We start from the raw sequence: 14,997 nt of genomic DNA, 5'->3' as shown, positions 1-14,997 counted from the left end.
AAAACAAAAGGAGTATGGACATATGAACATATTGGAAGCAAGAAAAATCCGTAAGAGCTACGGCRGCAAGTTAAATAGACAGGAAGTACTGAAAGGCATAGACATCAGTATCCAGAAGGGAGAATTCGTCAGCATCATGGGCGCATCCGGGTCCGGCAAGACGACTTTGCTGAATGTTCTTTCCACTATCGACCATGTAAGCGAAGGTACCATCCAGATCAATGGCAGTGAAATGAACCGAATGAAGGAGAAACAGCTGGCCGAGTTCCGCAAAAACCATCTCGGTTTCATCTTCCAGGAATACAACCTGCTTGACACTCTGACGGTAAAGGAAAATATCCTACTACCGCTATCAATCACCAAATTGCCGAAAAAGGAAGCCGAAGACAAGTTTACGGCATTGGCTAGTGGGCTCGGCATTCTGGAGATTGCGCATAAATATCCGAACGAAATATCAGGCGGCCAAAAGCAGCGGACTTCCGCAGCACGGGCATTCATCCATGAACCAAGCATTATTTTCGCGGATGAGCCGACCGGCGCTCTTGACTCAAAATCCGCTTCAGACTTGCTGAACAAACTGAGTGAATTGAACAGGCAGAGACAGTCAACTATTGCCATGGTGACACATGACCCTACCGCTGCCAGTTTCTGCAGCCGGGTGATTTTCATCAAAGACGGCCAAGTGTATACGCAACTGCATAAAGGGAATCAATCCAGAAAGACGTTCTTCGAAGATATCATCAAAACGCAGGGTGTGCTTGGAGGAGTTCAGAATGAACATTAACATCATCATCTTCCGCAACCTGAAAAAGAATCTCAAAAATTATTATCTATATGTATTTGCACTCGTATTCAGTGTCGCACTGTATTTCTCATTCGTCACCCTGCAATACGATCCGGCGATGGATGCAACGAAAGGCACAATCAAAGGCGGGGCTTCCATCCGTGTAGCCTCCATCCTGCTCGTGGCGATTGTTACAATATTCGTGCTGTATGCCAATACGATTTTCATCAAACGGCGCAGCCGGGAAATCGGCTTGTTCCAACTAATCGGCATGACCAAAGCGAAAATATTCCGCATCCTAAGCATCGAGAATCTCATCCTTTATTTTAGCTCGATCGTATTGGGGATTTTTATCGGGTTTTCATTCTCTAAATTGGCTTTGATGATTCTATTTAAACTGACGGCAGTGGATACTGCGGCCACCCTCCAGTTTTCAACACAGGCATTCATCCAGACACTGGCTGTTTTCATCGGGATCTTTTTATTGATTTTGGTGATGAATTATTTGTTCATCCGAAAGCAAAGCATATTATCCTTATTCACTTTGACTTCCTCCACAGAAAGCCATGTGAAGAAAACATCCAAATGGGAAATCACCATTGGCATTGCAGGATTGTTTTTAATCGGTTCAGGATACTTCGTATCATCCAGATTGTTCGAAGGCGATTTCTCGGGGATGACTGGGCTTTTCATTGCCATGGCATACACACTCGCTTCAGTCATTATCGGGACATACTTGTTCTATAAAGGGTCGGTCAGTTTCCTTGCCAATTTGATCCGAAAGAAAAAAGATGGTCATTTAACCGTCCATGAAGTGCTGTCACTGTCCTCCATCCAGTTTAGGCTGAAATCAAACGCACTGCTGCTGACGATTATCACGGCAGTATCGGCACTGGCAATTGGCTTGCTGTGCTTAAGCTATATCTCTTATTATTCAGCAGAAAAGACGGCAACGGATTATTCCCCCGCTCACTTTTCACTGACGGATACAGCTGCCGCTGATAAATTCAAGTATTCACTTGAGACAGAGGGCATCAAGTACCGTGAAACTTTGATCGACGTCCTCACTGTGAAAATCAATGCCTCAGACATTATGGAAACAGAACTGCCGGAGCTTGCGAAGGATGCAGCTGCCATGTCGCTTCCTGTCGTCAGCGACAGCAGTGTCAAAAGCATTGATGTCAAGGAGGATGAAACGGTCTTCACTGGGACCAGCAATTTGCTCCAGAAAATCATCAAAATTAAAGACTCAGGAAACATTGAGCTGATTGGCAAAACAGAACGTATACCACAGAAGTTCATAGGGATGGAGAAGGACTTCGTCGTCTCCTGGTACTTCACGGATGGTGGACTTCCAATCGCTGTCGTCGACAAAACTGTGTTCGAGCGATTGAAAAATGATGTGGATCCCGCTATTCAAAAAGAATCCATGGTTTATATCGGCATCGACATAGCCGATGAAAAGGAAATCGTTCGTGCGAATGAACTGTTTGCAGAAAACGGATTAAGTGGCAACTATAACAACGATTCCCGCCTGGATATAAGCAAGAAGCAGAAGAATACGATGGGCCTAGCCATGTTCATTGTTGGATTCCTCGGGCTCACTTTCCTAATCACTTCCGGCTGTATCCTGTACTTCAAGCAGATGGGCGAGAGTGATGAAGAAAAACCGAACTACACCATTCTGCGAAAGCTTGGTTTTACACAAAGCGATTTGCTGAAAGGAATCCGCTATAAACAGCTGTTCAATTTCGGCATTCCTTTAATCGTGGGACTCGCACACAGCTACTTTGCGGTCCAATCAGGCTGGTTCCTGTTCGGGACCGAGCTATGGGCTCCGATGTTTATCGTCATGGGGATTTACACAGCTTTGTATTCGATCTTTGGACTATTGTCAGTTCTGTATTCCAAGAAGGTGATCAAGGAGGCTCTTTAGTAGCATCGGATTAGAACGAACTGCTAGAGTCGAGTTTATCTTCTAGTATTCATTCTATTATTGAGGTTTTGTGACGATCCTAGTTTTCTAAGTGTGAAGTGGAACAAGAAGTTATCCTCTTCTGCGGCATCTCTTCTGTATTAGAATACGATTATCATCATCCCTATCATTAGTGCAAAAAAGACAGCTTCTCCTTTAATCCGGAGAAGCTGTCTTTTCATGTAAATGCCATAGGGTTAAAGATTCTATTTTGCATTCACATCGGGCTGATGAATTCCGAATATATTGCCTTCGGTATCATTATAGTATCCTTGCCATGCCATTCCAGGCAGAGCATATTTGGGCATTGCGACCTTGCCGCCATTCTCAATAATTTTTGCTTCCGTTAAATCGTAATTTTCCACTCCCATTGTACAAGCAAATCCATTTAAAGCTTGGTTTGTTTCCGGCGGAGCACTTTGACGTTGCATTAAAGCGCCATTGATTCCAGGTTCCTTTTCATCACCAGTCACAGCTCCAAAGTAAGGCATTCCTGCATATTCACTATAATCTTGAAATGACCATCCAAATACCTCTCCATAAAATTTCTTTGCTTGTTCCATGTCATTCACATGAATTTCGAAATGAACTAATCTCCCCATAATTACCTCCTATTAATTGTTACATACATTGTCTTTCACCAAAGGCAAATGGACATTCTTCCACCTTGATAAAAGGAGTTTCTATCATGTAAGTATTCTCTATCTATAGTCCAGGTTCCTTTTTCAACTATATAAAAATTTTTCATTTCCATTACTCTTTGCGAGCAGAATAACTCTTAGGTAGTTTAAGATTATGCTGCTCCATGACCACACGTAGGCGGTCTGGGTAGTCAGTGATGATTCCATCTACGCCATCATCGATAAGCTTGTCCATAGTAGGCTCGTCGTCGACTGTCCACGGAATGACCTTCATGCCGTACTTGTGCGCATCCTGAACCATACTCTTTGTCACATATGGCACATAGCTCTCATCAGTGACTTTTCCATTCTGCGGGAAACCATGAACTGGTGAAATGGCGTCAACGCCGAACGAGTGGGCCGCCGCAACGAGGTCTCCCCCAAAGTCGTCTATGTCAATACCACCCAACCAAGGAGATGCACCCGGCTGACCTGGTTGCAGGAATTGAGGACCGTTAGTCAGTGCGATTAGGGGCAAGCGAGGTTCAACCTCTTTCATTCGCATGAGCGCACCCCAATCGAAGCTTTGGATTGAAACTCGGTTAAGCATTCCGGCTTCGCGAACCTCTTGGGCAACAATCTGCACGAATTCTTCACGTGGAGCTGTTTGCTCCGGTGCCCCGGCTTCCACCTTCGTCTCGATATTCATCCAGACATTATTAGCGTTGTAGAGCTTGACAAGATCGAAAACCTCGGATAGAAGTGGTATCTGTGCACCAGTGCTCAGGGCCTGACCTGGGTATTGCGGCAACATTTGTGAACCGCAGTCCAGCGTACGTACCTGAGCAAGAGTTAGATCCTTTATATACTTGCCAACATAAGGGTACTCGGGGTCGCCAGCAAATGCCGGGCCTTTGTCTTTACACTTGGCACCCGATATCTTACGGTCGTGAGTAATAACTGCTTGATGGTCTTCGGTAATCTGCACGTCAAGTTCGAGTGTACTCACCCCGAGCTCGAGGGCCTTGGAAAACGATGCAATTGTGGACTCAACGGTGAGCCCAAGTCCGCCGCGGTGCGCCTGAAGATCAAACTCTTTGGGACCAAAGCTCTTCGAGTTGTGTGACCAAGACGGGTTTATAGCGGCTGAGGCTGGTTGAACTGACACTTGGCTTGCCGCTGAACACACCATAAGGGTAGCCATTGTTGCTAATATAAAATTTTTCCTCTTCATATTGCTCATCTCCTTATAAAATCTATTACTCTTATAAGTTTAGATGATTGATGTAAATCCTTGATTAATATGATAATAAGAGAAAGTAAATATAAATAAGTAAATGGTCTTGGTGCCGCCCTTTTCATTAAATAATTTCATTGAGGGGGTTAATTATTCGCTGCACTAACTCTTGCTTTATTCGAGAGAATGGAACTTTTCCCCTTTTAATCGGAAGCCTACTATGGTTAAGGAAAATTCAATATTAAAAAGCCTAATTTCTCATTTTAACGCTGAGAAATTAGGCTTATTTTTCATTGCTCCATTACAGTGCCATATTATTGAATAACATTATGATACGCTTCTTCGTGGCACATCTATATGAATTTTTTTTTATTTTCGAATCGCTGCTTTTTCTCTAAAATCAATGATTAGATCCAACTTAATCATAAAGTAAACACCTAGAATTCCATTTAAGCCATATGTCTCTTTTGTAATTTCTACTTGTACTTTAAATGAATCTGCAAGGTTAGTGAATTTCATTGATTTTATACTTTAAGGTGATAAATATTACTTGTATTCGGCAATACCTATTTATACTTCCCTAGTTTCTTCCCTTAGCCATACTCTCTCTTCTTCATTTAAATAAGGAGCTAGCTTTGTGTATACCTCTTGATGATAATTATTTAACCATTGCTTTTCACTCTCTGTTAACATATCTTTATTGATACCGGCTAAATCAATTGGGCAATACGTGATTGTTTCAAACTTCATAAATTGACCAAACTCTGTTTTCTCGTCTTCAACTACTAACATCATATTTTCAATTCTAATTCCATATTTACCTTCGAGGTAAATTCCGGGTTCATTCGTAATAATCATGCCTTTTTCTAATATAACATTATTATTATCATTCCTTATGCTTTGTGGTCCTTCATGAACATTCAAGAAAAAACCTACCCCATGTCCAGTCCCGCATTTATAGTCCAAACCATACTGCCAAATTGGTTGTCTTGCTAAAACATCTAAGTTAGAGCCTGTTGCTCCGTATAAATATTTTACTGAGCTTAATGCAATAAATCCTTTTAACACCAAAGTAAAATCTCTTTTTTGTTCATCGGTAAGTTTTCCTAAAACAATCGTTCTTGTAATATCTGTTGTTCCATCATAATACTGTCCGCCTGAATCAATTAAAAAAAGACCTTCATTCTTAAGAGTATATTGGGTTTCTTTATTGGCTTTATAATGCATCATCGCAGCATGTTCTTTATAACCCGCTATCGTATCAAAGCTAGGTCCAACAAATCCTTCCTGCCCCCTTCTGAAATCTTCTAATCTTTCTTCTGCAGTAATCTCTGTAATTTCTTCTTTATCTACAGAGTTTTTTAGCCATTTTATAAATTTCACCATGGCTAAACCATCTTTTATTTCACACCATTTTAAATTTTTTATCTCAACTTCATTTTTAATAGCTTTTAAATTAGTCGTGATGTTAGGAATTTCAATTTTCTTTGTATTACTGTTAATGGCATTATATAAACTGATATTTGTTTTATTCGTATCTAAAATAACGGCATCTCCGTCTGAAAGATTTCTCAAGAATGTTTGTATTTCATGATTCGCTTTTAACTCGATTCCTTCAGCCTCCAGTTCTAATTTAACCAAAGCGGGAACCTTGCAAGAATCAATAAATAAATAACATTTATGTTCTGCTACGATTACATTAGCTATTACAATTGGATTGTTAGGCACATCGGCTCCTCTTATATTTAAAAGCCATGCAATGTCATCAAGGGAAGTTAAAATATAATAATTTGCTCCCTTATTTTTCATTTCTTCTCTTACTTCACTTAATTTTTCTACTCGTGATTTGCCTGCATATTTTATGTCATGAGTAAACATTGGTCCTTTAGGAATCTCCGGTCTATCTTCCCACAGATCACCAATTAAATCTTGATCCATTTTTAATGCGATTCTCTTTGCTTTTAGATCTTTTTCCATCTTTTTAACCATATTAATTGAAAAAACATTTCCATCAAAGCCCACAATGCCTCCTTCATTAAGAACATCTGTTAGMCATTCTGAATAAAATGGTACCCCTGGATCCATCATTCTAAATAATCTGATTCCTGAACCCTCAAGCTGCTCTTCAGCTTGAATATAGTATCTACCATCTGTCCATAACCCAGCATCCTCTAATGTAATAACTACAGTACCTGCTGACCCTGTAAATCCCGATATCCATTGTCTACATTTCCAATGTTCTGCTACATATTCACTCTGATGTGCATCAAAACTGGGAATTATATAAGCATCCATTTGATTTTCTTTCATTAGCTGCCTTAACTTTTCGACCCTATCTCTGATATTCATTACTAATACCTCCATTTTCCTTAAGACTAAATTCTTTACTTTCACGGTCATACAGCCATGCGGCTAGTACTATACTAATTATTCCGGCTGTAAGCTTTGATATTATAAATGCTCCTATCATATCTGGTGCTACTCCTGACACAAATCCAAGTTGGCCACCAAATACAAATGCTCCACTTACTCCAAAGGCAGTACATACCACTTTTCCTTTAGGATTCATTTCCTTATATGTTCCAAATATCAGCAGATTACTAGCTAAACTTCCTAGAATGCCTGCTACTGACACTGAATTAATTCCAAATTTCTCCCCTATTTTTTCAAAACTATTTTTAAAAATTCGATTAATAAGCGCTAGCATAGGATATGCTCCACCTAAAACAAGTGCGATCTTGGCTACTATAACAGTAGATTCAGATAGTGGTGCTAATCCTGATACAAGCCTTACATCAAATATCACTTCTATACCTTGTAAAAGTAACCCAACAGTACTCAAACTCACTATAAGCTTTCCAAATACATTAAAAACTTTTATAAAAACATGAGGAACTTTTAATAATCCTGCCCCTAAAATAATGGCAAAAACAAATATAGGTACCAGATTCCATACTAATATATTGATATCTATTTTTTGCCATAAGCCTGCTGCAAGACATCCTATTGGTATAGTAATAATTCCAACCAACACACCCTTAGAAAAGTATTTTTCATCCTCTTTAGAAAGCATCCCTAACGCGACAGGTATTGTAAAACTAATTGTGGCTCCTAAAGTAGATGCAATGATAATTCCTGAGAATGCCCCCATTTCCTCTGTCAATGCTAGCTTATTAGCCATTTGATAGCCCCCCATATCTACAGCTAAAAATGCTGCTGGAACTATAGAGGGATCTAGATGAAAAAATCTACAGATTGGAATAATCACAACAGATAAAAAATTTGTAAATATAGGGACTAATGAAATTATTCCTATCATGCCAAGCCCTAAAGCCCCCATGGTCTTTATGCCTTCCTCAAATTTCCCACCTAGTTTCAAATGATTTCCGGTAATATAATCAATAGCTCCGATTACAAAAAAAGAACCAATTAGATATAATATTAATTTATCCATTGTAATTACCACTTTCTATTAACTTTATATAATGTCTTTACTAGTAAGCATCTGTATTATCAAATCCTCTATTGTAGATATAATTAGGCGTATTAACAGCTATAAGCTTGACCATTTTATTAGTATAATTAGCCCAATTGTGGGCAATATTTGAGTCCATATGAACACTGTCACCAGGATATACTTCATGCCTCTCACCATTTATGTAAACTGTTAATATACCCTCTAAAACATAAATGAACTCTTCTCCCTCATGCTTATAGGATAATATTTCTTCATCTTTCTTTTGAGGAAGAATTTCTATAAGCCTTGGAACAAGTTGTTTATTTTCCAAATTTGTACTTAAACTATACTTAATAAAACCACCTTCTACTGAATCCATTATTTTTTGTTCATAACTTCTTAAAACCATATCTTTCCTTTTAAGTGGATAATCAAAAAAATGTGTTAAATGTACTTCCAAAATATCAGCTAGTTTTTCAAGTGAATCCACAGCTATGGTAGTAAGCCCTCTTTCTAATTGAGACAGAAATCCAACAGATAGTTCGCTTTTTTCACTTAACTCTTTCAAAGTAATTCCTTTTTCAGTCCTCAATTTCTTTATTTCCATTCCTATATTCATCTCTTCACCCCAAATTTCATATTCGTGAATAATATAATATATATCAGAGTAAAATTCAATCTATTATGAAATAATTTCATAAATATGAAATTCATTTGATTAACGTTATCATATATTCTCGCAAGAACAGTCCGTAGAATAATACAATCTGACACAAAAAAAAGACGCTTGATCTATTAGATCTATGCGCCTAGATTGTTAAATAAAATGGTGGATTAACTACACAGTAATAAAAGTACATGAAAAAATCTGTATATGATTTATAAAGGCCGATTTTCTTTTAGTAAAGAAAATCAGCCTTAGTTTTTTATTTAATTTAATTTAAAACCGCACTTATTTGTGGTAAGGTTCCCCGTGGTGTATCTAAATGAGGTTTTAAATTTGATATCCTAATATCCCAAAATAGCAACATACTGATTTTGCAAAACAAACCTATTATCCAACCATGCTAAAGTATTCAAAACAAACCCTAAAGAATCAGCATTATATCTTCCAGTAATTTTCTGATAGGCCAATAGCTCATACCGTTTATTTAAATCAAAATCTACAGGATATAAACCACTAAGAGGATTTACAAATCCAGTAATAGGACTCTTCAGTTTGCCATTTTCATCATATATTTCATTTAAATACTCGCTGCCTTTTGTTGAGATGTCTATAATGTACTTTTTATTATTTATCATGCTAACAACTTCCACTTTGTAATAATCTTGATAAGTAACCTCATATTGGTACTGCTCATTATATACATTAAAATCAAATAATAATTGTGCTGTATTATCCACAAAGGAATAAATATAATGGTACATAATTCCACCACTACCACCTGTAGCAATACTTATGAAAATATCATCTACTCCATTCCCAGTAAAATCCCCCAAGAATACAGTAGGATTGTAGCCTGCATTTTCACGAAGTGAGACACTTCTTAACTCTCCGGATCTTCCATCTTGAACGAGCAGGGTGATATTTTGAATAAATGGACTATCTGGAGTCATTATGCCGGTTAAATAGACATTATCAGGTACTCTATCCCCAGTTACATCTCCACGAGCAAACGAAACTACATTCGGAGGATTCATATCCGTCCAATCGTAATAATTATTCATAACATGCTCCTTTACATAATACCTATAATCATCATTTTCCTACGTTCTAAAAGAATTCTAGCTACTGTTTATTAGTATTTATTAAGTAATATCTTATGCCCCGATATTATTACCGAACAATCAAACCTTCACCTTAAATCCTGCAAACCGAAATTTACTTGTTCGTATATGGCCCTACCACAATGAGCATACCAGCCCAAACCACTCCCTATAAAATTATTGTTATGTGTAAAAAAAAAGTTAGGCTCCATAAATGTATGATACGATTCCATAATTCATATCTTTTTGATTCGTAACAATTCGATCTCATCCATTAGAAGAAAGGACTTCGCCTCTATAATCACTTGGCAATTACTTGGTGTACCATATGCAGATCAATACTTATATGACACCATAAGGGTAAGTAAATCTTTTATAGCTAAAATACACATGTATGTGAGTACAAGTTGATAGGTAAATGACCAGATGCAGGAGCACCAACTTCACCACCACCATCTTTGGTCCCTCCACAACAAGTAGAAGCATATGCTAAATATATAACAAAAACGGAGCGCCAATTCTTTGGCACTCCGTTTTACATTTTTGCTTTACTGGTTTGTTTACGTCTATGAAGGAATTTACGACCTGTTAGAGAAATCAGTAACAAGACCAGTACTAGTACTAAAATTTGCATATATGATAAATTAAAATATTTAGCACCTGTAACAATTAATAGTGTAGAAAGCGTACCTTTTACAGTGAAAAAAATAATAATCCATAATCCGCTTTTTTTCCAGTTCATTTATATTTTACCCCTTTGATAGTTCTTGAAAGTGATATCTTAATAGAAATCTAATACATTAAGAAATAAAAAAGTAGATTTTTTTAAAAAACAAAAATCATGTCAATTTAATGTAACTAATTCATGTTAAATGAAATTGATAATCATTGTCAAATTTACTAAGGATTTTTAAATTTAATGTCTAATTGTTTTTCCATAAGCCATTCCTTTTACTTGCAAATAAACACTATAAATAAGCACTATAAAAAAACAGAAAACAAATTTCATTCAACTACGTGCCAGCGAAATAATTACCCAGCAAGACTATAGAGAGGTAATACAGCAAAATGAGTCGATTTTGCAGCAACTTGGTCACACTAAATTGGAATTAGAAAAGAAACTTAATAATTCCTCAAACCATAAGCAAGTGATAATAATTCAGAAACAGCTTGCTCACATTACAAAGTTGGATAGTTTAACACCAGAGTTATTGCACCGCCTAATCGAAAGGTTAGAAATAAAAGCAGACGGAACAGCGAGAATCTTTTATAGATTCTCGTTGCCATCTGCTATTGTTTAACATCAACATTCTTTTACAAAGTTATCAAGCAATGTACGCACTTCATCTGTTGATTTCGTGTTCATCAATTGATTTCTTAATTCACCAGCTCCACGGAATCCTTTGACATAAATTTTGAAAAAACGATGAAGCCCTGTGATTGAACGTGGCAGTGCTTCCGCATATTGATCTTGAAGATCAAGCTGCAGTCTTAAAAGATCAAGGTATTCTTTACTGCTATGCTCTTTTGGCTCTTTTTCAAAAGCAAAAGGATTTTTAAAAATACCTCGCCCGATCATAACGCCATCAATACCATATTGTTCAGCAAGCTGCATCCCAGTTTGACGGTCAGGAATGTCTCCATTGATTGTTAGCAGCGTATTTGGTGCGATACGGTCACGTAATTTTTTGATTTCCGGAATTAGCTCCCAATGCGCATCTACTTGGCTCATTTCCTTTCTTGTACGTAAATGAATAGAAAGGTTCGCAATATCCTGTTTTAAAATGTGCGTTAGCCACTCCTCCCACTCATTTACATCCTCATAGCCAAGTCGTGTTTTCACGCTGACAGGCAGTCCGCCCGCTTTTGCTGCTTGAATAAGTTCTGCCGCAACGTCTGGACGCAGAATAAGGCCACTACCCTTCCCTCTCGATGCCACATTAGGTACAGGGCAGCCCATATTAATATCAATGCCTTTAAATCCTAGCTCTGCCATGCCAATACTCATTTGACGGAAATATTCGGGATTATCCCCCCAAATATGTGCCACCAATGGCTGTTCATCTTCTGTAAAAGTCAAACGGCCACGCACACTTTTCATGCCCTCTGGATGACAATAGCTATCCGAGTTTGTAAACTCTGTGAAAAATACATCCGGTCGACCGGCTTCACTTACTACGTGACGAAAAACAACATCTGTCACATCTTCCATTGGTGCAAGTACAAAAAATGGTCGTGGTAAATCACGCCAAAAATTATCTATCATTTCGAACTCAAATCCTCTCACTATGGATACAACTTCAAACTCTCGGTCAAAAAATATAAATCCAAATGAAAAAAGGAACGTATCCTCGATGGGAAATACGTTCTTCTATATATTATACTAACTCCAACCAAGCCACCGCTTCACAATGTGTCGTCTGTGGGAACATATCGACTGGTTGTACTTCTTGCGTAACATATCCACCATCTTCTAATATGCGTAAATCTCTTGCCAAGGTACCTGGATTACATGATACATAAACAACACGTTTCGGCTTTTGTTCCAAAATCGTCTGCAATAATGCTTCGTCGCATCCTTTACGTGGAGGATCGACTACTAGTACATCGGCAGTTTTTCCTTCTTTATACCATTTTGGGATGACGACTTCTGCTGGGCCAGCTTCGAAATAAGTGTTCGTGAAGCCATTGATTTCAGCGTTTCGCTTAGCGTCCTCGATGGCTTGTGGAACGATTTCCACACCCAGTACTTGTTTCGCTTTTTTAGCGAGGAACAAAGAAATGGTGCCGATGCCGCAGTAGGCATCAATGACGGTTTCTCCACCTGTTAGTTGAGCGTAGTCCAGTGCTTGTTGGTACAACACTTCGGTTTGTTCTGGATTCACTTGGTAGAATGATCGAGCTGAAATTTCAAAACGCACATCACCGATCAAATCTTCAATGGCGTCTTTGCCCCAAAGTGTGATGGTCTTGTCGCCGAAGATAACGTTTGTTTTTTCTTCGTTTACGTTTTGAACGATGGAAGTGACTTGTGGCAAGATACGTTGGATAACGGCCACTGCTTCGTCTTTTTCCTTGAATTTCTTTTTCTTCGTAATGAGCACGACCATGATTTCACCAGTTGCACGGCCTTTGCGCACAACAACATGTCGCAGCATCCCTTGGTGAGATTTTTCTTCATACGGCATGATGCCTAGGTTGCCTAGTTCTTTCTTCAGTTCACGCAGGATGTCGTCCGCTTCTTCGGTCTGGATGATACAGATATCCGTGTCGACAATTTCATGTGAACGGGTTTTATAGAACCCACCGACCACTCGTCCATCTTGCAAACCGAATGGAATTTGAGATTTGTTGCGGTAACGCCAAGGGTTGTCCATTCCTTTTACAGGAAGGACAGGCACGTCTGGCAGCTTGCCGATTCTAGTCATCGCATTTTTAACCATTTGCTGTTTCCACAGAAGCTGTCCCTCGTAGGATAGGTGCTGAACTTGGCAGCCTCCACATTCATCAAATACATGGCACGGTGGTGCAACACGGTGTTCAGATGGTTTGATAACTTCAATCAATTTGGCAAAGCCATACGATTTCAAGGTTTTCAGGACATGGACTTCTGCCATTTCTCCAGGCAGTGCGCCCACGATAAATAACGGGTAGCCATTTACTTTGGCGACTCCCGCTCCGTCATGCGTCAGATCTTCTATATGAACCGTGATTCGGTCGTTTTTTTGTACTGGTAAAGACATTCAACTTCCTCCATTTCAATTGCCTTTATTGTAGCATGAAGGCATGAAAAAAGCAGAATGGCTTATACCATTTATCTATTCACCTTAACATGTCATTAACGATGATCATTTCAGCGTCTCCTACTTAATATAAGCGCTGCTGACAAGGTGGAAATGGATTTATGTCTTGAATCGTTTGATATTCATAATGCTTAATCGCAAATTGCGTGTGATATAAGTACTCCATGATGTAAAGTTGATCACCATCAGCATTGCATAATATACCGGAAGTTCCTTGACCATTTGTAAATGAAACACCTATCGGCTGACCAATTAAGTGCCAGATTTTTTGTTGCCAGTTCATAAAAAATCACTCCTTTTGGATACCATATGGAGCTTGGCAAAATATGTGCAGTCACTCTGGGTTGGTGTTAAATTTACTCTGGAACTATGAAAATTTATAGGTTAATAGTAAACTACGCTTAACAGACTAGAAGTTTTTTTGTATAGACTATGTAAAAATAAAATGGGGGCATCGAAATGATAATGAGGAAGTTCCCCAAATTTCTCCTTAAAGTGGTTTCAACCATCCTGATCTGTTTTGTGGTGATTAAGTTAAATTCGTTTCATGACAAAAAATTGGCGGATGATCGGATTGGCAAGGTAATTGAATTACAAGGGGCAAATCTGGGGGAAGCAAGAATCGAAAGAGATTTCTATGACCACTTCGATTCCGGATATGTAAAAGATATATATTTCAACGACGATCCAGATATAGAATACAGGTACGTTTACGAAAAGTCTCGGGATATGGTATATGTGTCGGCTTTTGTTGGAAATGCTTCTATCGAACTGACAAACAAGGTTGCTAAATATGAAGAATTCATGGACGTGTATTTCAATTCGGGTGGTAATATTGAAAGAGTTGAAAAAAGATAGTCGTGTTTTCATTTTTATGCGCTTACACAAAAAAAATTCACTCTCAAGGAGCGATTACATTGGAACAGGCAAAACAAAAGATTCATTCATTTTTAATGTTTGAAGGGGCTGCGGAAGAAGCAATCAATACCTATACGTCACTATTTGATCAGTCCGAAATCATTAATATTACTCGTTACGAAGCGAACCAAGGCGGCAAAGAAGGTTCAGTTATGCACGCTATATTCTCTATTAAAGGACAAGAGTTCATGGCTAGTGACAGTTATGTTCAGCATGCTTTTACATTCACCCCGTCGATTTCATTGTTTGTGACATGTGACTCCGAAGAAGAAATTGATCAAGCTTTCGAGAAATTATCTCAAGGCGGAGAAGTGTTAATGCCTCTGGGTGCCTATCCATTCAGTCCAAAGTTTGGATGGATTAACGATCGATTCGGTGTTTCTTGGCAATTGAGTCTTCCCATCTATTAATCATATGGAAGGGGGCTTCCTTATTG

15 protein-coding genes and 1 pseudogene are annotated in these 14,997 nt (G+C 38.5%); 5 read left to right on the top strand and 11 right to left on the bottom strand.

Annotation, left to right across the window (positions count from 1 at the left end; genetic code table 11):
- Positions 1-22 precede the first annotated feature (22 nt).
- Together AC1DSL_RS06155 and AC1DSL_RS06150 are read left to right on the top strand one after the other, a co-directional pair.
- Positions 23-784 (top strand): ABC transporter ATP-binding protein, encoded by a 762-nt coding sequence (locus AC1DSL_RS06155; RefSeq protein ID WP_477531558.1) that lies wholly within the window; start codon positions 23-25, stop codon positions 782-784.
- Entirely contained in the window at positions 774-2,720 is a 1,947-nt protein-coding gene (locus tag AC1DSL_RS06150; RefSeq protein WP_477531557.1) for an ABC transporter permease, read from the top strand. The genes AC1DSL_RS06155 and AC1DSL_RS06150 overlap by 11 nt, the downstream gene beginning before the upstream one ends.
- Before the next feature lie 245 nt (positions 2,721-2,965).
- Here the strand turns inward: AC1DSL_RS06150 and AC1DSL_RS06145 are convergent, their stop codons facing one another.
- The 7 genes from AC1DSL_RS06145 to AC1DSL_RS06115 all read right to left on the bottom strand — a co-directional run bounded on the left by AC1DSL_RS06145 (position 2,966) and on the right by AC1DSL_RS06115 (position 9,801).
- On the bottom strand, positions 2,966-3,361 hold the full coding sequence (locus AC1DSL_RS06145; protein WP_477531556.1) for a VOC family protein: 396 nt from the start codon (positions 3,359-3,361) through the stop codon (positions 2,966-2,968).
- Positions 3,362-3,512: 151 nt separating this feature from the next.
- Entirely contained in the window at positions 3,513-4,613 is a 1,101-nt protein-coding gene (locus tag AC1DSL_RS06140) for a glycerophosphodiester phosphodiesterase family protein (protein WP_477531555.1), read from the bottom strand.
- Positions 4,614-4,985: 372 nt separating this feature from the next.
- Complete coding sequence (locus AC1DSL_RS06135) at positions 4,986-5,135, bottom strand: hypothetical protein (protein ID WP_158268345.1); 150 nt, start codon at positions 5,133-5,135, stop codon at positions 4,986-4,988.
- Positions 5,136-5,186: 51 nt separating this feature from the next.
- Complete coding sequence (locus tag AC1DSL_RS06130; protein WP_477531554.1) at positions 5,187-6,965, bottom strand: aminopeptidase P family protein; 1,779 nt, start codon at positions 6,963-6,965, stop codon at positions 5,187-5,189.
- The gene (gene eutH / locus AC1DSL_RS06125) at positions 6,949-8,070 is read right to left on the bottom strand and encodes an ethanolamine utilization protein EutH (RefSeq protein ID WP_477531553.1); all 1,122 of its coding nucleotides are present in this window, start codon (positions 8,068-8,070) and stop codon (positions 6,949-6,951) included. Before eutH ends, AC1DSL_RS06130 begins: the two co-directional genes overlap by 17 nt.
- 40 nt (positions 8,071-8,110) lie before the next feature.
- Positions 8,111-8,692, bottom strand: a complete 582-nt coding sequence (locus AC1DSL_RS06120; protein WP_477531552.1) for a helix-turn-helix domain-containing protein — start codon at positions 8,690-8,692, stop codon at positions 8,111-8,113.
- Between the two features lie 389 nt (positions 8,693-9,081).
- Positions 9,082-9,801 (bottom strand): VCBS repeat-containing protein, encoded by a 720-nt coding sequence (locus tag AC1DSL_RS06115; RefSeq protein ID WP_477531551.1) that lies wholly within the window; start codon positions 9,799-9,801, stop codon positions 9,082-9,084.
- A gap of 103 nt (positions 9,802-9,904) precedes the next feature.
- Between AC1DSL_RS06115 and AC1DSL_RS06110 the strand changes: the two are divergent.
- A pseudogene (locus AC1DSL_RS06110) lies at positions 9,905-10,097 on the top strand (hypothetical protein); the annotation flags it as partial.
- 278 nt (positions 10,098-10,375) lie between these two features.
- On the opposite strand, the gene AC1DSL_RS06105 reads toward AC1DSL_RS06110, so the two are convergent.
- The 4 genes from AC1DSL_RS06105 to AC1DSL_RS06090 all read right to left on the bottom strand — a co-directional run bounded on the left by AC1DSL_RS06105 (position 10,376) and on the right by AC1DSL_RS06090 (position 13,926).
- Complete coding sequence (locus AC1DSL_RS06105) at positions 10,376-10,582, bottom strand: hypothetical protein (protein ID WP_016429386.1); 207 nt, start codon at positions 10,580-10,582, stop codon at positions 10,376-10,378.
- 561 nt (positions 10,583-11,143) lie between these two features.
- Positions 11,144-12,106 (bottom strand): tRNA dihydrouridine synthase, encoded by a 963-nt coding sequence (locus AC1DSL_RS06100; RefSeq protein WP_477531550.1) that lies wholly within the window; start codon positions 12,104-12,106, stop codon positions 11,144-11,146.
- Between the two features lie 112 nt (positions 12,107-12,218).
- The gene (gene rlmD / locus AC1DSL_RS06095) at positions 12,219-13,583 is read right to left on the bottom strand and encodes a 23S rRNA (uracil(1939)-C(5))-methyltransferase RlmD (RefSeq protein WP_342542951.1); all 1,365 of its coding nucleotides are present in this window, start codon (positions 13,581-13,583) and stop codon (positions 12,219-12,221) included.
- A 124-nt stretch (positions 13,584-13,707) separates the two neighbouring features.
- Positions 13,708-13,926, bottom strand: a complete 219-nt coding sequence (locus AC1DSL_RS06090) for a hypothetical protein (protein ID WP_016429389.1) — start codon at positions 13,924-13,926, stop codon at positions 13,708-13,710.
- A gap of 176 nt (positions 13,927-14,102) precedes the next feature.
- On the opposite strand from AC1DSL_RS06090, the gene AC1DSL_RS06085 reads away from it, so the two are divergent.
- Together AC1DSL_RS06085 and AC1DSL_RS06080 are read left to right on the top strand one after the other, a co-directional pair.
- Positions 14,103-14,501, top strand: a complete 399-nt coding sequence (locus tag AC1DSL_RS06085; protein ID WP_477531549.1) for a DUF3139 domain-containing protein — start codon at positions 14,103-14,105, stop codon at positions 14,499-14,501.
- A 59-nt stretch (positions 14,502-14,560) separates the two neighbouring features.
- Complete coding sequence (locus AC1DSL_RS06080; protein ID WP_477531548.1) at positions 14,561-14,971, top strand: VOC family protein; 411 nt, start codon at positions 14,561-14,563, stop codon at positions 14,969-14,971.
- The last annotated feature ends 26 nt before the right edge of the window (positions 14,972-14,997 follow it).

This window comes from Paenisporosarcina sp. P4_D4, assembly GCF_056401835.1.
Note: the sequence above shows the minus strand (reverse complement) of the source record. Positions and strands in the feature narration are given on the sequence as shown.